General features: G+C 72.7%; 15 protein-coding genes, 1 pseudogene and 1 riboswitch. Of the genes and pseudogenes, 3 read left to right on the forward strand and 13 right to left on the reverse strand.

Annotation, left to right across the window (positions count from 1 at the left end):
* Nucleotides 1-317: 317 nt before the first annotated feature.
* Nucleotides 318-1418: a MerR family transcriptional regulator gene (locus MTF69_RS16680; protein ID WP_243335214.1), complete on the forward strand. Its 1101-nt coding sequence runs from the start codon at nucleotides 318-320 to the stop codon at nucleotides 1416-1418.
* A gap of 340 nt (nucleotides 1419-1758) precedes the next feature.
* Here MTF69_RS16680 and MTF69_RS16685 read toward each other — a convergent pair whose 3' ends face one another.
* From MTF69_RS16685 to MTF69_RS16725, 8 genes and pseudogenes are all read right to left on the reverse strand, one after another.
* Nucleotides 1759-2700 carry a Ppx/GppA phosphatase family protein gene (locus MTF69_RS16685; protein WP_243335216.1) on the reverse strand — a complete coding sequence of 314 codons (942 nt, stop codon included), beginning with the start codon at nucleotides 2698-2700 and terminating at the stop codon, nucleotides 1759-1761.
* Nucleotides 2697-3263 carry a DUF501 domain-containing protein gene (locus tag MTF69_RS16690; protein WP_243335219.1) on the reverse strand — a complete coding sequence of 189 codons (567 nt, stop codon included), beginning with the start codon at nucleotides 3261-3263 and terminating at the stop codon, nucleotides 2697-2699. The genes MTF69_RS16685 and MTF69_RS16690 overlap by 4 nt, the downstream gene beginning before the upstream one ends.
* Nucleotides 3264-3303: 40 nt before the next feature.
* Complete coding sequence (locus MTF69_RS16695) at nucleotides 3304-3792, reverse strand: septum formation initiator family protein (RefSeq protein ID WP_243335220.1); 489 nt, start codon at nucleotides 3790-3792, stop codon at nucleotides 3304-3306.
* Nucleotides 3793-3900: 108 nt separating this feature from the next.
* On the reverse strand, nucleotides 3901-5187 hold the full coding sequence (eno, locus tag MTF69_RS16700) for a phosphopyruvate hydratase (protein ID WP_243335222.1): 1287 nt from the start codon (nucleotides 5185-5187) through the stop codon (nucleotides 3901-3903).
* A 311-nt stretch (nucleotides 5188-5498) separates the two neighbouring features.
* The gene (locus MTF69_RS16705) at nucleotides 5499-6191 is read right to left on the reverse strand and encodes a transglycosylase family protein (RefSeq protein ID WP_243335224.1); all 693 of its coding nucleotides are present in this window, start codon (nucleotides 6189-6191) and stop codon (nucleotides 5499-5501) included.
* Nucleotides 6192-6193: 2 nt separating this feature from the next.
* Nucleotides 6194-6366, reverse strand: a riboswitch (cyclic di-AMP (ydaO/yuaA leader).
* Nucleotides 6367-6642: 276 nt separating this feature from the next.
* The gene (locus MTF69_RS16710) at nucleotides 6643-7773 is read right to left on the reverse strand and encodes a transglycosylase family protein (RefSeq protein ID WP_308401410.1); all 1131 of its coding nucleotides are present in this window, start codon (nucleotides 7771-7773) and stop codon (nucleotides 6643-6645) included.
* Nucleotides 7774-8097: 324 nt separating this feature from the next.
* Nucleotides 8098-8430: pseudogene (locus tag MTF69_RS16720) on the reverse strand (recombinase family protein); the annotation flags it as partial.
* A gap of 89 nt (nucleotides 8431-8519) precedes the next feature.
* A complete protein-coding gene (locus MTF69_RS16725) occupies nucleotides 8520-9797 on the reverse strand; it encodes a cytochrome P450 (protein ID WP_243335610.1) in 1278 nt (425 codons plus the stop codon).
* Nucleotides 9798-9969: 172 nt separating this feature from the next.
* Here MTF69_RS16725 and MTF69_RS16730 point away from each other — a divergent pair, with 172 nt between their 5' ends.
* Nucleotides 9970-11181, forward strand: coding sequence for a globin domain-containing protein (locus MTF69_RS16730; RefSeq protein WP_243335236.1), 1212 nt, complete (start codon nucleotides 9970-9972; stop codon nucleotides 11179-11181).
* Nucleotides 11182-11214: 33 nt separating this feature from the next.
* Here MTF69_RS16730 and MTF69_RS16735 read toward each other — a convergent pair whose 3' ends face one another.
* Complete coding sequence (locus MTF69_RS16735) at nucleotides 11215-12204, reverse strand: nucleoside triphosphate pyrophosphohydrolase (protein ID WP_374323203.1); 990 nt, start codon at nucleotides 12202-12204, stop codon at nucleotides 11215-11217.
* Between the two features lie 42 nt (nucleotides 12205-12246).
* On the reverse strand, nucleotides 12247-12867 hold the full coding sequence (locus MTF69_RS16740) for a SurA N-terminal domain-containing protein (RefSeq protein WP_243335237.1): 621 nt from the start codon (nucleotides 12865-12867) through the stop codon (nucleotides 12247-12249).
* A 176-nt stretch (nucleotides 12868-13043) separates the two neighbouring features.
* Between MTF69_RS16740 and MTF69_RS16745 the strand changes: the two genes are divergently transcribed.
* Nucleotides 13044-15539, forward strand: a complete 2496-nt coding sequence (locus MTF69_RS16745) for a YfhO family protein (RefSeq protein ID WP_243335238.1) — start codon at nucleotides 13044-13046, stop codon at nucleotides 15537-15539.
* On the opposite strand, the gene MTF69_RS16750 is transcribed toward MTF69_RS16745, so the two are convergent.
* The 3 genes from MTF69_RS16750 to MTF69_RS16760 all read right to left on the reverse strand — a co-directional run bounded on the left by MTF69_RS16750 (nucleotide 15527) and on the right by MTF69_RS16760 (nucleotide 20098).
* Nucleotides 15527-17035, reverse strand: coding sequence for a serine/threonine-protein kinase (locus tag MTF69_RS16750; protein WP_308401411.1), 1509 nt, complete (start codon nucleotides 17033-17035; stop codon nucleotides 15527-15529). The two genes, MTF69_RS16745 and MTF69_RS16750, sit on opposite strands and share 13 nt — an antisense overlap.
* Nucleotides 17032-17712, reverse strand: coding sequence for a hypothetical protein (locus tag MTF69_RS16755; RefSeq protein ID WP_243335239.1), 681 nt, complete (start codon nucleotides 17710-17712; stop codon nucleotides 17032-17034). Before MTF69_RS16755 ends, MTF69_RS16750 begins: the two co-directional genes overlap by 4 nt.
* Nucleotides 17713-17914: 202 nt before the next feature.
* The gene (locus MTF69_RS16760; RefSeq protein WP_243335241.1) at nucleotides 17915-20098 is read right to left on the reverse strand and encodes an N-6 DNA methylase; all 2184 of its coding nucleotides are present in this window, start codon (nucleotides 20096-20098) and stop codon (nucleotides 17915-17917) included.
* Nucleotides 20099-20235: the final 137 nt, after the last annotated feature.

Consider the following 20235-nt stretch of genomic DNA (forward strand, 5'->3'; position numbering starts at 1 on the left):
CCTGAACTGGCCTCCAAGCCCTCAAGCGGAGTAGACCACCGCCTTCGTGGATACCTACCGCCAGAGGCTCGCGGAGTCCGCCAATCGCACGAACGCGAGCAAAAAGAAGGCCCCGGGGGCTCCGGACTCGCCCAAAAGGCTCCCCCAGAGCCCTCACAGGCATCTTTTCCTTGTGAAGAACTTCACGAAGTTCATGTGGACGACGGGACCTAAGACCCCCGAAAGGCCCTCCGGGACCCCTGTTGGCCCCCTGCCGACCCCGCTGTTTTGACCCTCGACCAGGTCGAGGGACCAGTGTGCGGGGCGTGGAGAACGAGATGCGCAGTATCGGCGAGACGGCCCGCGACAGCGGCCTGAGCGTGAGTGCCCTGCGGTTCTACGACGGGGCCGGCGTTCTGGTGCCCGTCGTGGTCGACCCGGCGAGCGGGTACCGCTGGTACGGGCCCGAGCAGGTCGAGGAAGCCAGGCTGCTGGCCCGGCTCCGGCGGGCCGGGATGCCCGTGGCGGACATCCGGCTGGTACTGGCCGGCTGGGCCGGCGCGGACACCGATCTGGTACGCGGCCTGCTCCGGGCGCACCTGCTCCGGCTCGAGCGGGGCCTGTCCGATGCACGCAGCGAGCTCTCCGCGGTCCGCGCGCTACTCGAACGCAGGGAGAACCCCATGATCACGTCCATCGGCACGTCCAACGCCACCCCGACCACCCGGCTCACCGTGTCCGGACCCGAGCTGGCCGCCGCGCTGGACGCGGTCCGGTTCGCCGTCTCCGCCGACCCCGAGCTGCCGGTGCTCGGCGGGATCCTGTTCGACATCGACGGCGGGGCGCTGCGCGTGGTGGCCACCGACCGGTACCGCCTGGCCGTCGCCCGCGCCGGGGCTACCGGACACACCGGGCCCCGCCTGCAGCTCCTCGTACCGGCCCCGCTCGCCGACGCGATGCGGGCGCTGCTGAGCGACGACGCACCGGTCCTGCTCACCGTGGACGGCGACCGCGTGGCCCTGGAGACCGAGACGGCGGACCGCCAGGCGGCCGGGCGCTGCCTGGGCCACGAGTTCCCCGACTACCGCCGCCTCGTCAGCCTGCCCGCGGGGCGCCGGGTCCCCATCGACGTGCCGGCCTTCCGCGAGGCCCTGGAAACCGGCCCCGTCCGCCCGGCCGAGCGCGAGCAGGACGGCGCGACCGGCGACGTCAGCGTGCTCAGGGTGAGCGACGGGGACGAGGTCTCCCTCTGCGACGACGATGACGAAGACCCGGCCGACGTCGGCCTGAACCGCACGTTCCTGCTGGACGCGCTCGCCGCCGGAGACCGGGACCGGCTGATCCTGGAGCTCGGCGCCCCCAAGGCCCCCGTGGTGATCCGCCGCCCCGACGACGAGGAGTCGTTCTCGCTCCTGATGCCGGTCCGGCTGGACGGGTAGGCCCAGGCGGCCGGTGCCTCGCTGTGGTTGGCACCGCGCGTGTCCACAGCCGTGTGCACACTGGGGTCATGAGTTAGAACGCTGTCGAAGGGGCGTGCGACGAGCTGCTCGCCCGTGAAGCCGAGGCCGTACTGGCCGAAGGCGGGCCGACCGTGACCATGGCGGAGCTATTGGCCGACCTGTTCAGCGAACGGGGTGACGGCGCGGTCGGCGACCGCCGCGACGTCCAGCGCAACACCTGAGGCCGTTTGGCCAGACCTGGGAACGGCGGTGCCCCCGGCGGGATGGATCCGCCGGGGGCACCGTGCCGTGCGTTCGAGCCGTGCGACCGCGCCGGGTGTCAGGCGATGGACCAGGCGATTCCGTCGAGGATGTCGTGCTCCGAGACCAGGACCTCCGAGGCGCCGATCCGCTCCATGATCGCCAGCAGGACCAGGGCGCCCGCGCCGATCACGTCGACCCGGCCCGGGTGCATCACCGGGATCGCCGCGCGCTCGGCGTGCGTCAGCGTCAGCATCCGCTCGCTGACCTCGCGGACCGTCTCGTACGGGATCCGGGAGTGGTGGATCCGCGCCGAGTCGTACGCCTCCAGGCCCAGTGCGATCGCGGCGACCGTGGTCACCGAACCGGCCAGGCCCACCAGGGTGCGCGCCTCGGCCAGCGGGACGGTCTCGGCGGCCAGGTCCAGCGCCGCCTCGATGTCGGCCCGTATCGCGGCCACCTGCTCCCCGGTCGGCGGGTCGGTGACGACCCCGTCCACCGTCAGGTGGCGCTCGGTCATCCGGACACAGCCCACGTCGACGGAACGGGCCGCCCGGACGTGCTCGGTGCCGACCACGAACTCCGTGGAGCCGCCGCCGATGTCCACCACCAGGAAGGGCCGCTCCAGGTCGGTGTGGCCGGTCAGCTCACCGGTGGCGCCGGTGAAGGAGAACTCGGCCTCCTGGCCGCCGCTGATCACCTCGGGCTCGACGCCCAGGATGTCCAGGACGCCGCGGACGAACTCGTCGCGGTTCTCGGCGTCCCGGGAGGCCGAGGTCGCCACGAAGCGCACCCGCTCCGCGCCGAGCTCCTTGATGACCGCCGCGTACGCGCGGCAGGCCGCGAAGGTGCGCTCCAGGGCCTCCGGGGCCAGCCGGCCCGTCTGGTCGACGCCCTGGCCGAGCCGGACGACGATCATCCGGCGGTCCAGCTCGATCAGCTCGCCGGTGGCGCGGTCGAGGTCCGCGACGAGGAGCCGGATGGAGTTCGTACCGCAGTCGACGGCCGCGACGCGGGTCACGCGCCCGCCTCCGTCGCGGCGGTCTCCGCAGCGGCGGCCTTCTTCTCGCCGCACGGGGTGACGCAGGCGCCCTTGGCCCACCACTCGGGCAGCATCGCCAGGGCCTCGTCGCCGAACGGGTTCACGCCCGGGCCCGCGGCCAGGGAGTGGCCGACCAGCACGTGCAGGCACTTCACCCGGTCCGGCATGCCGCCGGCGCTCGGGAACCCCTGGAGCACCTCGATGGCGTCGCGGCGGGTGATGTAGTCCTCGTGCGCGGCCCGGTAGGCGTCGGCCAGCTCCGGGTCCACGGCGAGACGGGCCTGCATCTCCTTCATCACGCCGTTGGCCTCCAGCGTGCCGATCGCACCGGCGGCACGCGGGCAGGTCAGGTAGTACAGCGTCGGGAAGGGGGTGCCGTCGGGGAGTCGCGGCGCGGTCTCCACCACGTCCGGCTGCCCGCAGGGGCAGCGGTGCGCGATGGCGCGCAGCCCGCGCGGGGGGCGGCCGAGCTGCTGTTCGAACGCCTCGATGTCGGCGGCGGTCGGCTCGGTCCGGTCGGTCTGGGGCGGGGGCGTCTGCATGCCTGGAGGAAGTCTTTTCGTTCTCGTGGATGGGTGGGACTCAGTCGCCCGGGCGGTCGGCCTTGTCGACGCCGTCCCAGACGTTGGAGTACCAGGGCCGGTCGGTGGCGGCCTGTCCGCTGCGGCGCTGCTCGGCGCCGCCGGCCCCGGGGTCGGTCATGATGTAGCTGATCTCCCCCGGCCGGACGAAGTGCAGGTGCTTGCGCGCCTGCTGCTCGGCGTACGCGTTGTCCTGCCAGCGGGCCTTCTCGTCGCGCAGCCGTTCCAGCCGGTCCCGCGCGGCAACGGCGTCCTTCTGCTGCTTCGCGATCTCCGAGCGCTGGGACACGTACTGGCGCATCGGATACGCGAGGGCGACGACCAGGGTACAGAGGACGAGCACGAGCAGGGCGGCCCGGCCGGTGAGCCGGCTGCGGCGGACCTGGCGGCGGGACTGCGAGCGGTACACGTGCGCCGCGGTCCGCTCACCGAGCTGCTTGAGCCTGGTCGCGGTCGAGAACGTGGCGAACCGGTCCCGGTTCCCGGCCATTGATCCGCCTCCCCTATATGCGCACGACGCACTACGTCCCCGCACACGGTACGGGACCGAGTGCGGGGACGTAGGGAGGCTTGCGCCCCTAAGGACCGATCAGGGTGTTCAGCCCTTGAAGCGCGGGAACGCGCTGCGGCCCGCGTACACCGCGGCGTCGTCGAGGATCTCCTCGATGCGCAGCAGCTGGTTGTACTTGGCGACGCGGTCCGAGCGTGCCGGGGCGCCGGTCTTGATCTGGCCGCAGTTCACGGCGACCGCGAGGTCGGCGATCGTGACGTCCTCGGTCTCACCGGAACGGTGCGACATCATGCACTTGAAACCGTTGCGCTGGGCCATCTCGACGGCGTCCAGGGTCTCGGTCAGCGAACCGATCTGGTTCACCTTGACGAGCAGGGCGTTCGCCGAGCCCTCTTCGATGCCGCGGGCGAGACGCTCGGGGTTGGTGACGAAGAGGTCGTCGCCGACGATCTGGACCTTGGAGCCCAGGCGGTCGGTGAGGGTCTTCCAGCCGGCCCAGTCGTCCTCGAACAGCGGGTCCTCGATGGAGACCAGCGGGTACGCCTCGACGAGCTCGGCGTAGTAGTCCGTCATCTCGGCGGCCGAGCGGGACTTGCCCTCGAACTCGTAGTTGCCGTCCTTGTAGAACTCGGACGCGGCGACGTCGAGCGCGAGCGCGATCTGGGTGCCCGGGACGTAGCCGGCCTGCTTGATGGCCTCGACGATGAGGTCGAGCGCGGCGCGGTTCGACTCCAGGTTCGGCGCGAAGCCGCCCTCGTCGCCCAGACCGGTGGAGAGGCCCTTGGTGTGCAGGACCTTCTTGAGGGTGTGGTAGACCTCGGCACCCCAGCGAAGGGCCTCGGAGAAGGACTCCGCGCCGATCGGGGCGATCATGAACTCCTGGATGTCGACGTTGGAGTCGGCGTGCGACCCACCGTTCAGGATGTTCATCATGGGAACGGGCAGCAGGTGCGCGTTCGGGCCGCCGAGGTAGCGGAACAGCGGGAGGTCGGAGGCCTCGGACGCGGCGTGCGCGACGGCGAGGGAGACGCCCAGGATGGCGTTGGCGCCGAGGGAGCCCTTGTTCTCGGTGGCGTCCAGGTCGATCATCGCCTGGTCGATCAGGCGCTGCTCGGTGGCGTCGTAGCCGACGAGCTCCGGGCCGAGCTGCTCGATGACGGCGAGGACCGCCTTCTCCACGCCCTTGCCCATGTAGCGGTTGGGGTCACCGTCACGGAGCTCTACGGCTTCGAACGCTCCGGTGGAGGCACCGGACGGGACTGCAGCACGGCCGGTGCTGCCATCGTCGAGGCCCACCTCGACCTCGACCGTGGGGTTGCCTCGGGAGTCCAGGATTTCCCGGGCTACGACGACGTCGATGGACGGCACGAGCATCTCCTTCTGGGATGTGACGCTGGGTGTGCGGTGGCATGTCAGGCCGTGGGATGGCCTTGCCGCTTAGAGCCTAACCGCCTCTGGGCACTCGGCCAGCCGACCGCCCGGGTCCTGGGACGAAAAAGGGCCTGAATGCCCCCCTTACGGGACATAGGACCCTTGATCATCGGCATTCCGGAGGGTCCGTCAGGCCGGAGACACCCGCACACAGCACCGCCCGGCGCGAAGGGGGTTACGCGCCGGGCGGTGGAATTACGTGGTGGAACCACCGCGTGTCGCCGCACAAGCGGCCACGGCCGTTCTCACGGGTTTCAGCTGAGCTTCAGCTTCTGGCCCGGGTAGATCAGGTCGGCGTCCGAGACGATGTCCTTGTTGAGCTCGAAGAGCTTCTCCCAGCCACCGGACACGTTGTTCGCGTCGGCGATCGCGCCCAGCGTGTCGCCGGACTTGACCGCGTAGGAGCCGTTGCCCGTCTTGGGGGCTTCGGCCTTCGGCGCGGCGGCCGGACGCTCGGAGCGGGTGGTCGGAGCCTCGACGCGCTTGGTCTCCTTCTTCGGAGCCTCGGTCTTCTTCTCCTGCTTCGGCTGCGTCTTCGGCTTGGAGGGGGTCTGGGCCGAGCCGCCGTTGTAGGAGGAGTTCGACAGGCCGACGCCGCAGTGCGGCCAGGCACCCTTGCCCTGGCCCTTGAGGACCTTCTCGGCGATGGCTATCTGCTGCGACTTGGAGGCCTGGTTGGCCTGCGCGGCGTACGTCTTGCCGCCGTACGCGGCCCACGTGGAGGACGAGAACTGCAGGCCGCCGTAGTAGCCGTTGCCCGTGTTGATGGACCAGTTGCCGCCGGACTCGCACGAGGCGACGCGGTCCCACTCGCCAGCGGTCGCGGCGGAAGCGGTGCCCGCGGCCATCAGGGGAGCCGCGACGGCGACACCCGCGACACCGGCGAGCGTGACGATGCGGACGGCCTTGGAGCCGCGACGGTGCTTGCCCTTGCCGGAAAGCAGCATGGAGTTCTCCTCACCGACGCCTACGAGGTGAGCTGTCGGGTTCGGGCGAGTGAGTGCCCGGCCGAGCGACCTAGCGCTTGGCTTAACCCCTAGCCGGCTGAAGTGACCGTCTCTCAACGGCCGCTACCGGCGCCTACCTTGGTTCCCCCGCTCCTGCCTTCGGCGCTTTACGCGACGAGTGTTCCCTCCGTCCGCCGGCAGGATTCGGCGATGCGGTCGAAGGAGCCCGCGGTGGCGAGCGATTCAGAAGGTAGACAGGTCTCCCCCCGATGTTCAACGAGCGACATCGGGGGGAAACGGTGCCTACTTGCGCTCCCCGGAAGGGTGTTTGCGCAGGTGAGGGCGGGGTTTGCGGAACCCTGCGGGCGGGACACGCCAGTTGACCTGAAGAGACACATGTCTCACTTATAGAAAACGGACAATCAGCTGGTTCCGGGCACCTCAAGTGTCCCTATTGATGCGTTAGATCCAGATTCTGGCCGGGCTTGATCAGGTCCGCATCGCCGCCGATGACCTGCTCGTTGGCCTCGTAGAGGCCCTTCCAGCCGCCCTTCACTCCGTTGGCGTCCGCGATCGCGATCAGGCTGTCGCCCGCCTTCACGGTGTACGTCGGGTCCGACGCGGCGTCAGGCGCGGCAGGCGTCTCGACGGCGGCCGGACCGCGGTGCTTGCCGCCGCCCTCGGTCGCACCGGGGGTCGCCGGAGCGGTCGGGGAGGCGGACTCGCCGGGTGCGGCCGGAGTCGTCGGGGCCGTGGGATCAACCGGGTTGACCTGATCCGCCGGGTTCGTCGGGTCTGCCGGATTCATCGGGTTCGTCGGATTGCCGGGGTTCGTCGGCTTCGTCGAGTCCCCGGGGCCGGACGGGGTCACCGGAGCCGTCGGGTCCACCGGCAGGGTCGCGTCCGTGGACGGCGGCGCGGGAGTGGTGGGGTCCACCGGGATGGTGGGGCCCACCGGGGTGGTGGGGTCCGCCGGGCTCGTGGGAGGCGTCGGGTCGCCCGGGAGGCCGGGAGGCTGCGTCTGGAGGTCCGGCGAGGGCATGACGGGCAGTTCGCCCGGCACGCCGATCGGATAGTCGGGCAGCACCGAGGCCGACGGGCCCGCCGGTCCCTTCTGCGACGGGGCCCCGAAGTCCGTGGACTTGCCCGAGCCCGTGTGGGGCACGGTGTCGTCCGGGCGGGACGGCGCCGGGGTGGCGGATGCGGAACCGCCGGGGAGGCCCGGGTCCACGTCGGCGGCGGGCGCGTCCTGCGTCAGACCGGCCTGCACCGCGCACAGCGGCCACGCCACAGGACCCCGGGAAGCCAGGACCCGCTCGGCCACGGCGATCTGCTGGGAGCGGCTGGCGAGGTCGGCGCGCTCGGCGAAGTCCAGCCCGCCGGCGCTCTTCCACTGCTCCTGGCTGAACTGGAGCCCGCCGTACGCGCCGCCGCCGAAGTTGGCGCTCCACGTACCCCCGCTCTCGCACTCGGCGACCCTGTCCCACGTGGAGGTCTCCGCGGCGCTCGCGCCGGTGGCGGCGAGCAGCGGCAGGGCGAGTGCGGTGCCGGTGACTCCGGCGGTGACGACAAGTGCGGGCACTTGTCGGGGGCGTCTGTGGCGGCCGTTCCCGGAACGCATGAGGCTGCACCTTTCGCATAACGGCGGGGTAACGGCAGAACCTAGCGGCCTTCGAACGCCGGTCACAAGTTTGGACAGCGAACTGACTTCCGGTCAGGCCGGTTTCAGATGTTTTGGGCGTTGAATTCGGCCGTGAAGCGGACCGGAAGCGTCCGCAGCCCCCGCACGATGAGCCCCCCACGCCACCGCAGCTCCCCGACGGGCACGGCCAGTTCCAGATCGGGCAGCCGCGTCAGCAGGGTCGCGAGCCGGAGACCACTCTCAAGGTCTCCGCCACACGCACCGTCACTCGCAGCGGCGGGATGGCCGGACGGACGTACACCGGTGTCCCCGCGCGCTGCTCACGACAGTCGATCCGTTCCGTCCCTTGTTCAGCAGCTCGAAGCCGTACGGCGGGGGCCCACCTGCCCAGCCGCCCGCCTGGAGCTTCCACTCCCGGCCGCTCCAAGTCCTGGAGAAGATCAGCTCGTGTTCCAACTCGGCGAGGTACGCCAAGGTCGGCATGGCGACCTTGAACTCAAGGTCGTCCGAGTCGATCCGGCCGTCCGAGGTGACGACCCGAGTCCCCTTGTCGACCATCTCCCACATCCAGTTGCTGATGATCCGGGCGGTACGGCCGTACCGGTCGAGGGGATTTCGGCCCTTCGCCCGACTTGTACGCCAATGCCCGTCAGGCCACCGCCGACCGGCGGCTCAGCAAGAACCCGTCAGGTGGCCTTGCCCGCATCCGGGGCAGGGCTCGGGGTGAAGCGGACCGGGAGGGTGCGCAGGCCCCGCATGATGAGACCGCCCCGCCAGCGCAGCTCTGAGGGGTCCACGGCAAGTTCCAGGTCGGGCAGCCGGGTCATCAGCTCAGCGAGGGCCGTTTGGCCTTCAAGGCGGGCCAGGGGGGCTCCCAGGCAGTAGTGGATGCCGTGGCCGAGCCCGAGATGCTGGTTGTCGCTCCTGGCGAGGTCGAGCGTGTCCGGATCGCTGAACCGTTCCGGGTCGCGGTCGGCAGCGGCGAGCACGACGAGGACCGGGTCGCCGGCGGGGATGTCCTGGCCACCCAGAGTCAGCGGCTCCGTCGCGTACCGCCAGGTGGCCATTTCCACGGGGCCGTCGTAGCGCAACAGCTCTTCGATGCCCGTTTCCAGCAGGTCGGTGTCTCCGGCGGCAAGGGAGGACTGGAGACGTTCACGCTGGTCCGGGTTCTGCAGCAGGGCGTAGGCCCCGTTGCCGATGAGGTTGATCGTAGTTTCAAAACCTGCGAAGAGAAGCACGAAGCACATCGCGGCGGCCTCGTTCTCCGTGAGGTGTTCGCCGTGGTCGCTCGCCCGGATCAGGCCGGAGATCAGGTCGTCGCCCAGATCATCGCGCTTGCGGTGGATCAGTTCGACGAGGTAGCTGCGGATCTGCTTGACCGCGCGAGCCACCCCGCCGCGCGGGCCACCCGCGTGCCGGATCATCATGCCCGCCCAGTCGCGGAAGTCGTCCTGGTCCTCGCGCGGTACGCCGAGCATCTCGCAGATGGCGTAGATGGGGAGCGGGAAGGCGAACTCGTGGATGAGGTCGGCTTCACCCTTCTCACAGAACCGGTCGATGAGGTGGTCGGTCAGTTCCTGGACCCTCGGGGTGAATTCGGCGACCCTGCGCGGGGTGAACGCCTTCGACACCAGGCGCCGGAGCCGGGTGTGGTCCGGCGGGTCGATGTTGAGGAGGTGGGTCATCAGCTCGGCCTTGCGCTCCCCCGGGATCCCGGTCCGGCCCTTGGCGTGCGCGGAGCCTTCGTGGTGGGCCGGATTCTTGCTGAGCCGCTGGTCGGCGAGGGCCTGGCGGGCGTCGGCGTACCGGGTGACGAGCCAGGCCTCGACCCCGCTGGGGAGCGTGGTGCGGTGCACGGGCGCGTGCTCGCGCAGCCAGGCGTACGCCGGGTACGGGTCGGTCGCGAACTCCCAGTCGAACAGGGTCGGCGGTGGGGCGGATCCGTCCACGGATCCGTCCACGGACTGGTCGGCGGCGGGCTCTTCGGGGGCTGCGGAGGTCTGCTCGTGCACCCGGAGACCGTATCCCGCCCGCCACCCATCACCCCATATGGGCTGTTTGTCGCGGCTGTCCGTAGATCAGCTCTGGCTTGACCTCACGTTCCCCGGCGTTCCTACTTTCGGTTTTGTGGATGTGAGGATCTTGAAAAGCAGCTTCGCGGTGGTGGAGAGACGGGCCGAGCATGCGGTCAAGTTCTTCTACTCCCACCTGTTCTGGCACAACCCCGGAGTCCGTGATCTCTTCCCGGCCTCCTTCGAAGACATGGAACGACAGCGGGACCGGCTCTTCGCCGCGCTCACCCATGTGATCGCCCACCTGGAGAACGAAACGCTCGTCCCCTATCTCCGCGACCTCGGCCGCGACCACCGCAAGTTCCTGGCGGGACCCGAGCACTACGCGGCCGTGGGCACCAGCCTCATCGCCGCGCTCGCCGAGGCCTCCGGGTCCGCCTGGCATCCCCAGGCAGAAAAGGCCTGGTCAGAGGCGTACCAGGTGATCGCCGACGCGATGATGGCCGGCGCCGCCGCCAGCGACGACCCACCCTGGTGGGACGCGGAAGTCGTACGCCACCTGCTGTACGGGCAGGACATCGGCGTCCTCACCCTCCGCCCGCACGCCCCCTTCCCCCACCTCCCCGGCCAGTACACGAGCGTGAGCAGCGACCGGGTGCCGACGACCTGGCGCACGTACTCCCTGGGCAACGCGCCCCGCGCCGACGGGACGCTCGACCTGCACGTGAGCCGGATCGAGGGCGGCCGCCTCAGCACCGCCCTGATCCGCGAGACGCAGCCCGGGGACGTGCTGCGGCTCGGCGCGGCCGGCGGGCAGATGACCTTCCGCCGCGAGGACCGCCCGGTCAGCTTCATAGCCGCCGGCACCGGCTGGGCCCCGGTCCGCGCCATGCTGGAGGACCTGGCGGAACACCCTCCCGATCAGGACGTACGGCTCTTCGTGGTCGCACGCGACGCCGCCCACCTCTACGACCGCCCGCTCATCGACGAGTACGCGGCCTCCCTCGGCTGGCTGAGCGTCACCTACATCACCCCCGCCCCCGGCCAGCACCGCAACCAGGCCACCGACCGGCTGACGACCGCGCTCAGCAACCGCGGGCTCTGGCCCGACCAGGACGTCTACCTCAGCGGTCCGCCGCAGTTCATCCGGGAGACCTCGTACCTCCTGGAGGAACTCGGCGCGCGCCCCGACCGGATTTTCTACGACTCCGTACCTGCCAGTGGCAAGAGCCACGAGGACGGAAGCCGGCCGATGGGCTTCGGCGAGTGGTTCCTGAACCGCCCCGACCCGCACTGGCACAACCCGTCCGGCCGGGCTCCCCGGGAGTACTGAGCGCCGTTGCGGGGCGCCTCCCGCCGCTGAGGGCTATTCGCCGACGCCCTCGGCCGTACGGATCGCGTCCCGGTAGGTCCGGGCCGCCGCGCGCAGTGCGGTCTCGGGGTCGGTGCCCGCCGCCTCGGCGCGCGCCGCCAGATCCAGCAGTTCGTACCCGACGCCCTCCCCGCGGGGCAGTTCCACGGGCACCGCCCCCGCACGGGCGCGGCCCGCCAGCTTGGCCGCGAGCGCGAGACCGGGCTGGCCGAGCGGGATCCCGTCGGTCACCGACTCCCGCTGCTTCTCCACCTGCTTGGTGCGCTGCCAGTGTGCGTGCACGTCCTGCGGGGTTTCCGCGGTCGCGTCGCCGAAGACGTGCGGGTGCCGGTGGATCAACTTCTCGACGAGGGCTCCCGCCACGTCGTCGATGGAGAACGGTTCGTCCTCTTCACCGGGGCCGCCCTCCTCCGCGATGCGCGCGTGGAAGACCACCTGGAGCAGGACGTCGCCGAGCTCCTCGCGCAGTTCTTCGCGGTCCCCGGCCTCGATGGCCTCGACCAGCTCGTAGGCCTCTTCGATGGCGTACTTCGCCAGTCCCTCGTGGGTCTGCTCCGAGGTCCAGGGGCATTCGCGCCGGACCCGGTCCATCACCTGGACGAGGTCGAGCAGGCGTGCGCCCGGGAGATCGTACGAGCCCGGCAGCAGCTCCAGGTCCGGTACGGCGACCCGGCCCGAGCCGGCGAAGCGGGCCAGCCCGTCGGTGAGCCGCCGGTCTCCCTCGCCGCTCAGCAGGACGACGACCGTGTGCCCGCCGGCGCACTCCTCGATCAGCGCCTGGGCGTCGGGGGTCTCCAGGGCCACGTCGACGCCCGCCTCGCGGAGGTAGGGGAGCTGGACGTGGCCCGAGTCGGCGCACAGCACCCGGTCCGCGGCGTGCAGGGTCTGCCAGGCGGGCCAGGACAGCACGCCGGGGGCCACCCGGTGGCTCGTGGTCAGCAGCACGATGCGGCCGGTGGGCTCGGAGGACACGTCGTCAGTCACCCTCCGAACCTACCTCCCGGCGGGACGGCCCGGGCCGTCGGCCTAGGCGCCGGCCGGGGGCTGCTCGGGCCGGGTGACCTGGGTGATCCAGGGGGTGGTGTGCTCGCCGAGGGTGACCCGCTGGGGGTCCCAGACGCCGTAGCGCGGATTGACCTCGATGCCGAGCCCGGCCGCGGCCTTCGCGGCGGGCTCGGCGAGCTTGCCCTCGCCGTACTTCGCGTTCAGCTTCTCGAAGAGCACCTGGTCCCGGACCCAGCGCTCGATCTGGTCGGGGGCGACGGCGGCCTTCTGCAGGATCGCCTCCTCGAAGGCCGCGGCCCCGCGGTTGCCCTCGTCGTAGGCCTTGCGGGCCTCCTGGAGGTCCTTGGGGGTGACGGTGATGCCGGCGTCCTTCGCCATCCGGTCGAGGATCCGGCTCTGCAGCATCGTGCTGAGCTTGACCCGCTCGAGCTGCGGGACGGCCGCGATGAGCTCGGCCGCGTGGTCGGAGCGGTTCTGTGCGGTGCGGACGTCGTTCACCTGGGCCTGGAGCGCGGAGGTGGTGATCCGTTCGCCGCCGATCACGGCCGCGGTGCCGGGGCGGGCTTCGCCCGAGCACGCGGACAGCAGAGGGGCCGCCAGGAGCAGGGCGGCGGAAACGGAGAGCGCTGTGCGACGGTGCAAAGGAGCCTCCAGGGCCGGGAGATTGTGCTTCGGTGCACAAGGGCCGTGCGGTGATCGATGTTATGCAGTCGAGGTGATCAGAGCCACTGGTTCGACCAACGATTCCGGGGGTGTTGGGGTTCGCGTCCACCGATGGCCACCCTTCGGCCCACCGGGAGTGCCAGGGTCGGCCCACCATGTCGACACCGCACCGCTCCCCGCGCCGCCCCAGTCTGTCCGGCTCGGCGCTCGCCTCCCTGGTCACGGTGGTGGCCGTGTGCGCCGGCGACGCCGTGGCACGCGTCTTCCCGTACGGGCCGCGCCACCGCAGCATCAACGACCTCGGCAATCAGTTCGTGCCCTTCCACGCGCACCTGTGGGACCTGCTGCACGGGCGCGCCGGGGGCGGACTGCTGCTGAACTGGCAGTCCGGGTACGGGACCAGCTTCCTGCCCGACTTCGGGACCTACCTGGCCAGCCCGTTCGCGGTCCTGGTGGGGCTGTTCCCGCGCCAGGACATCGACCTCGCGGTGTACGTGGTCACCGTGCTCAAGACGGCGGCCGCCGCGGCGGCGATGGCCTGGCTGCTGCGCACCCAGCGGCGCGGACCGGCGTGGGCGGCGGGGCTGCTCGGGGCCTCGTACGCGCTGTGCGGCTGGTCGGTGATCGAGGCCTCGTACAACCCGATGTGGCTGGACGGGCTGATCGCCTTCCCGCTCCTGTGTCTGACGGGTGAGTGGGCGCTACGCTCGCGCCGGCCGGTGGCGGCCGTCGTGGTGGTGGCGCTCTGCTGGACGGCGAACTTCTACACCGCCTACATGGCGACGCTGGGCGCGGTCCTGGTGCTGCTGGTCCGGCTGCTGCTCGCGCGGGAGGGCGCGGCGGAGCCCCTCCGGATGTCCTGCCGGGTCCTGGCGCGGGCGGCCCTGACCACCGCGCTGGGCGTCGCCCTGTCGGCTCCGGTGCTCCTCCCCCTCTTCCTCAGCTCGAAGCAGGCCTACCCGGGGTGGTTCAAGCCGTTCCGGCCGGTGGCGGCCGAGGACCTGCTGGCCCGGCTGCTGCCCGCCACCTACTCCTTCTCCTCCCCCGCCCTGTTCATCGGCACCGGGACCCTGCTGCTCGCGGCGGCCCTGCCCTTCCACCGGGCGGTGGCGGGGCGGGAGCGGCTGGTGTGGACGGGGCTCGTGCTGCTGGTGCTGCTGTCCTTCCAGTGGATGCCGACGCACCTGGCCTGGCACCTCTTCGCGACGCCAAACGGCAGCCCGTACCGGCAGACCTTCGTGCTGGCCGGGATCGTGGTGATGGCCGCCTGGGCGGGGCTGTCGGCCGGTCCGCCCCGGCCGTGGGCGCTGGCGGGCGGCGCCGCCGTCCTGGCGGCCGTACTGCTCGCGGCGAGCGGGAGCACGCTCTCGACCCCGTGGGGCCTCGCCCTCTTCGGCGGCGGCCTGGCCCTGGCGGGCGCCGCCTGGTGGGCGCTGCGCCACCCGCGCCTGGTCCTGCCGGCGGCGGCCGTGCTGGCGCTGGTCCTGCTGGCCCAGGCGGCGGCGACCACCGCCCACGGGCAGCGGGGCAAGCTGGCGGGCCTGGACGACTACCCGGTGTGGGGCGCGGCGCACACCGCGCGTGCCGGGGCCCTGAAGGACGCCGGGGGCTGGCCCGCGTACCGCACGGACGCCGGGCGGCCGGCGCTGACCGGCAACGACCCGATGCTGCTGGGCGGGGAGGGCGGCGCGTACTACAGCAGCCACACCCCGGACCTGTTCACGCGGACCATGGTGGCCCTGGGGGCGGGCTGGACCTCGCGCGGCCGCAACGTGCAGAGCCTCGACAACCCGGTGACGGACGCCGTGTTCTCCGTCGGGGCCCGGCTGCGGCCGGACGGCACGGTGACCCGGGCCGAGGTCCCGCCGCTGGTCACGGTGCGCCCGGCGGGCCCGGCGGGCCCGGAACCGGCGTACGGGGCCTCGCCCTTCGCCAACCAGGAACTGCTGCTGGGCGCGCGGGTCTACGAGGATCCGCTCTCCCCCGGGGTCTGCCGGGCGGGGACGGAGGCCTTCCTGTGGGCCCCGGAGTACAACGCGACGGCCCGGCTCGCGGACGGGCCGGCCTTCCGGCTGAACGGCAGCCCGCCGCGCAACAGGGCCGCCCTGCAGCCCCTGGGGGTCTCCCGCGGCCCGGCCTCGGCGCTGGTCTTCGAGCGGGCGGCTGCGGCGCACTGGCAGCTGTCCTGCCTGGACCGCTCCCTGCTGACCGCGGCCGTGGCCCGGCTGCGCGCCACAGGGGCGGTGTCCGTACGGGTCGGCTCGTCGGACGTCCGCGCGGTGCTCCCGCCGGGCAGCACGGGCACGGCGGTGCTCGCCGCCCCCGCGATCGCGGGCTGGACCTGCAACGGCCGCCCGGCCGCGGGCCGGCTGGGCCTGGTCTCGGTCCCGCTGGACGGCCGCACCACCAGTCTGACCTGCACCTTCCGACCCCCGGGCCTCGCGGCGGGCGCGGCGGCCCTGGCGGCTGCCCTGGTGGTCCTGGCAGCCCTGCTGGGACTGCCCGGCCGGCCCGGCCCGCTCGCGGCGGGCCGGCGGCGGCTTCCGCGGCTTCCGCGGCTTAGGCGGGCCGACCCGGCCGGAGCGTCTGCGGACCTGCCCGGGCCGGCGTCGTCGGCGGACCTGCCCCGGCCGGAGCGTCAGCGGACCTGACCCAGCCAGAGCAGGGTGCGGCGGACCTCCTCGGTGAAGGGGTGGTTCGGGCCGTGCAGGCGTTCCGCGTCGAAGAGGAGGCGGGCCAGGGTGTCGTGGGCCGCCGGGCGGTCGCCGAGGGAGAGCAGCAGGTGCGCTATCCGGCGGCGGACCTCCAGCGGGAGGCCCGGGTCCGGGTTCGCGTAGTGGTTCTCGAAGAGCGGCAGCAGCGCGCGGTACTCGGCGAGGGCGGCCGCCGGTTCGCCGAGCTGTTCCAGGCACTGGGCGGCGTCGTAGCGGAAGCGCAGGGACTGCGGGTCGCCGGCCGGGAACTCCTCCGCGAGCCGCCGCAGTTCGGGCAGGGCGCGGCGGTACTGGCCGTCGTCCATCAGCGTGGCCGCGTACTGCTTGCGCAGGGAGCGGACCACCGGCGAGTGCGCGCCGTGCTGCTCGGCCGCCGCCGGGAGGATGCCGCCGAGGATGTCCACGGCCTGGGTGAGCATGCCCTGGTCGAGGAGCTTCTTGGCCTCCTCCACGGCCGCCGGGACGTCCGGCCTCGCCGGCGGGGGCGGGGTGGCCGGCCGGGGCGGGATCACGGTGGCGCGGTCGGGCCAGGGGGCCTGCGGGCGCAGGAAGGGCCGGGTCGGGTCGAGGGGGCCGGTGGGGGCGCCCGAGCCGTGGTGGGGCAGCAGGGGCGCGAGGGACGCGTACACCGCCTGCGCGGAGGCGGGCCGGTCCTGCGGATCCTTGGCCAGCAGGTTCAGCAGGAGGGCTTCCAGCTGCTGCGGGACCTCGGGGCGCAACTGGCGTACTGGGAGCGGAGGTTCGTACAGGTGGCGGTGGAGCACCCCGAGCGCGGTGGAGCCGGCGAAGGGGACGTTGCCGGAGAGCAGCTCGTACAGGACCACGCCGAGCGCGTAGAGGTCGGTGTGCGGGCCTACGGCGCCGCCCATGGCCTGTTCGGGTGCCATGTACGCGGGGCTGCCGATCGGTGAACCGGTGCTGGTGAGGCGGGTGGTGTCGGTGTCCATCACGGAGGCGACACCGAGGTCCAGGACCAGCACGGTCCCGTCGGGGCGGACCATGACGTTGCGCGGCTTCAGGTCCCGGTGGACGATCGGCACCGCGTGCACGGCCGACAGCACCGAGCACAGCTGCGCGATCACCGAGACCGCCCAGGGCCACGGGTACGGGTCGTGCTCGGCGAGGTGGTCGGCGAGGTCGGCGCCCTCGACGTACTGCATGACGAGGTAGAGCTCGTCGCCGTCGCTGCCCGCGTCGTGGACGGTGACCAGCCCGGGATGGTCCACCTGCGCGGTGACCCGGCATTCACGCACGAAGCGGCGGCGCAGTTCCTCGGCCACGGAGCCGGGGCCGGCCACCTTGTCGGGGCGCAGCAGTTTGACCGCGACGCGGCGGTCCAGGCGCCGGTCGTACGCCGTCCAGACCTGGCCCATGCCGCCCTGGCCGAGGATGGTGGCGAGCTGGTAGCGGTCGCCGATGAGCCGGTCCGTCACGGGCGGGGGCCCTCGTTGTGGGGCGGCTGCTGGCGGCGCAGGAGCTCGCTGAGCTCGTCGAGTTCGGCGCGGACCTGCCCGATGCGCGGGGGCGGGGTCGGGGCGGGCGCGGACTCGGGGGCCTGCTGCGGGGCGGGCTGCTGGGGCTGATGCGGCTGCTGTTGCTGCGGCTGCGTCTGGTGCTGCGGCTGCGGCTGGTGCTGCTGCGGCTGGTGCTGCTGCGGGGCGGGCTGGGCCGCCGGCGGGTAGCCGTAGGCGGGCCCGGCCTGCTGCTGGGGCGGTACGTAGGGGGAGGCGGGCGGCGGGTACCAGCCGGCCTCGGCGGGCTGCGCCTTGAGCGCCTCGAAGTGCCGGATCTCGGCGACGAGGTAGTAGATGCACACCACGAGGCCGTTCAGGAGCGTGCCGAAGGCGCCCGCGTTGCCCTGCCAGCCGCTGGCGTCGGGCGTCGGGTCCGCGCCGATCAGCGCCAGCGACAGGACCTCGGCCGCGCCGGAGGCTCCGAACAGCCACCAGTCCCGGGTTTTACGGGTGACCAGCGCGAGCCGCAGCATCGTCCCCCAGGCGAGGAACCCGCAGCTCAGGATGGGCAGCAGCGCGAACAGCACGCGGAGCGCCACCACGCCCCCGGTGCTGGGCTGGTGACCGTGGGGCGGCGGGGTGCCGGGGCCGTGCATCGCTGCTCCTGACGGGCCGTGCGGAGGAAGGGCGGAGAAGGGCGGAGAAGGACTGAGCGGGGCTGAGCGGGGCTGAGCGGGGCTGAGCGGGGCTGAAAAGTGCGGAGGATTCCGGGTCTGAGGGTATACAGCGTTCCCGGCCGGGAGTGAGGGGATGCGCTCAACCGTTGTACGGTCGCAGCCCGGCCGGGCCGCCGCGCGCTCATTCCGGCCGGACGGTACCGTCCGACAGCCCGTCGTACAGCCCCTGTACGAGCTGCTCCCCGAGCCGGGCGGCCAGCCTGAGGGCGTCCTCGAACTCGGCGAGCGCCCGGAACCGCGCCCCGTAGACCTCCTGCTCGGTCCGTGGCAGCCGGGGCAGTTCGAGGCGGCGCACGTCGAGCCGGGTCGTGGTGGAGGCGTGGCTGCTGGCGCGGCGGTTGTTGGCGGTGGCGCGCAGGAAGCCGGCCAGGAACCAGGGGTCCAGCGCGGCCGGGTCGGGCCGCAGCAGCTGCAGGCCCCGGCCGAGGGCCGCCCCGGCGGTGGCCGCGTCGACCACGCGGGCCACGCCCGCGCCTCCGGTGAGCGGGACGACCACGTCGCCGGGTGCGGTGAGCAGCGGCGCCTCCGTGGCGGCGGCCAGGGTGCCGGAGGGTCCGGTGCCGGCGCTCACGTCGTACTCGGTCAGGACGGGGGCCCGGCCCGCGCCGCTGCCGGTGCCCGTGTACAGGAGCAGGGCTCCGGCGCGGGCGAGTTCGCCGACGGTGGTCATCGGCGGCCGGGCCGGCGCGGCGGCGGGCCGGTCCGGGGAGCCGGCGGGCGGGGCCGGCGGGGCGGGCGGGGTGAGCCGGGCCGCGCGGGTCAGCGTCGAGTCCAGCCGGTCCCGTACGGCGGTCAGCTCGGCCACGCCGCCGCCCGCGGCGGGTGGTGGCAGGTGGCGGGCGGGGGTCAGGTCCACATCGTCGTCGAGCAGGTCCACGACGGGCACCACGCGGCGCACGCCCGGGAGGTCCGGGACGTCCGGGGCCGGGCCGCCGCGCTCGTACGCCGTCCAGGCCTCCTCCACCGCGCTGTGCACGGCGGCCCACCCGGCCCGACCGGGTCCCTGCCCGGGACCGGGACCGTCGGCGAGTGCGGTGGTGTCCACGAGGAGCAGCCCGGAGGGGGGCGCCGCGTGGGGGGCGGGCCTGCGCAGCACCCACAGGTGCAGCGGGATCCCGTACGGCGGCGCGGCGCCGGCCGGGAGGGCGACGACGGCCCGCAGCGCGCCCCGGCGCAGCAGGTCGGCGCGGATGCGGCGGCCGGAGCGGCGGGCGGCGGCGGCGGGCGGCATGAGCAGGACGGCGGTGCCGCCCTCGCGCAGGTGGGCCAGGGCGTGCTGGACCCAGGCGAGTTCGGATTCGGCGCGGGCCGGCAGTCCGTACTCCCAGCGCGGGTCGTAGGCCAGCTCCTCGTGGCCCCAGTTGCGTTCGTTGAACGGCGGGTGGCAGAGCACGGCGTCGACCGGCTCGGCGGCGGGGCGCGCGAAAGCGTCGGCGCGCAGGCTGTCGGCGGCCGCCGCGCGGACCGGCGCGTCCGACTGCAGGGCGAGGCGCAGGGCGGCGAGGGAGGCGAGCTCGGGCGAACTGTCCTGCGCGTAGCGGGTGGTGGCTCCGGGGACGGCCCGCAGCAGGGTGCCGGTGCCGCAGGCGGGGTCCAGGACGGTCCGGACCGAGGGCCCGGCGAGGGCGGCCATGAGGGTGGCGAGCCCGTCCGGAGTGAGCGTGTACTGGCGGGGGTTGGCTTCGAGGTGGCGGCCGAGCAGGAACTCGAAGGCTCCCCTGGTGCCGAGTTCGGCGGCGAGCTCGGCGGCGGCCCGCAGGAAGGGTACCGAGGCGGGCCGCAGGGGGGCGGCGGCTCCGAGCGGGTGCGCGGGCCCGAACCGCAGGGCGAGCACCCGGTCGATGGCTGGCGCCAGCAGGGTGGCCATCCGCGCGTCGGAGACGGCCGAGGCCTCCAGCCACTCCATGGGCCGGTCCCGTACGAGGAGCAGCGCGCTCCCGGCTTCGACGAGTGCGGCCACGGAACCGCCGGGGTGGGCGGCGACGTACTGCCAGACGCGTTCGCGCAGCGGGACTTCGGCGAGCTTGCCCTGGGCCCGGAGCCAGTCGGTGACGTCGGCCAGCGCGAAGGAGGGGCTGGTGTCGGTGCCGCCGACGGGGCGGGGGAAGTCGGCATGGCGGCGGCGCCAGTTGCTCACTGCGGCGCGGCCGACTCCCGCGAGGCGGGCGATCTCGGCGGCGGTGACTTCGGGGGCACCTGCTGGGGCGACTTCGGGAGTGACTTCGGGGGCGGCGGCTTCGGCTTCGACGGCGTGCGGGGTGGGCGGGGTGGCTGGGGCCTCGGTGGGGGGCTTCTGCTCCGGCATGTGCGCGAGCATACAGCTGCAAAGAGAAGACACCCCTTCACAGTGTGAATTTAACAATCTCTCAGAAACTCGTTGACTCGGTTCACAAGCTCTGCTGTGATGATCTCACCGAACAGGACGTCAGATCAGGCAGGAGC

This window comes from Streptomyces sp. AP-93, from assembly GCF_022808175.1.
In the GTDB taxonomy this organism is placed as follows: domain Bacteria; phylum Actinomycetota; class Actinomycetes; order Streptomycetales; family Streptomycetaceae; genus Streptomyces.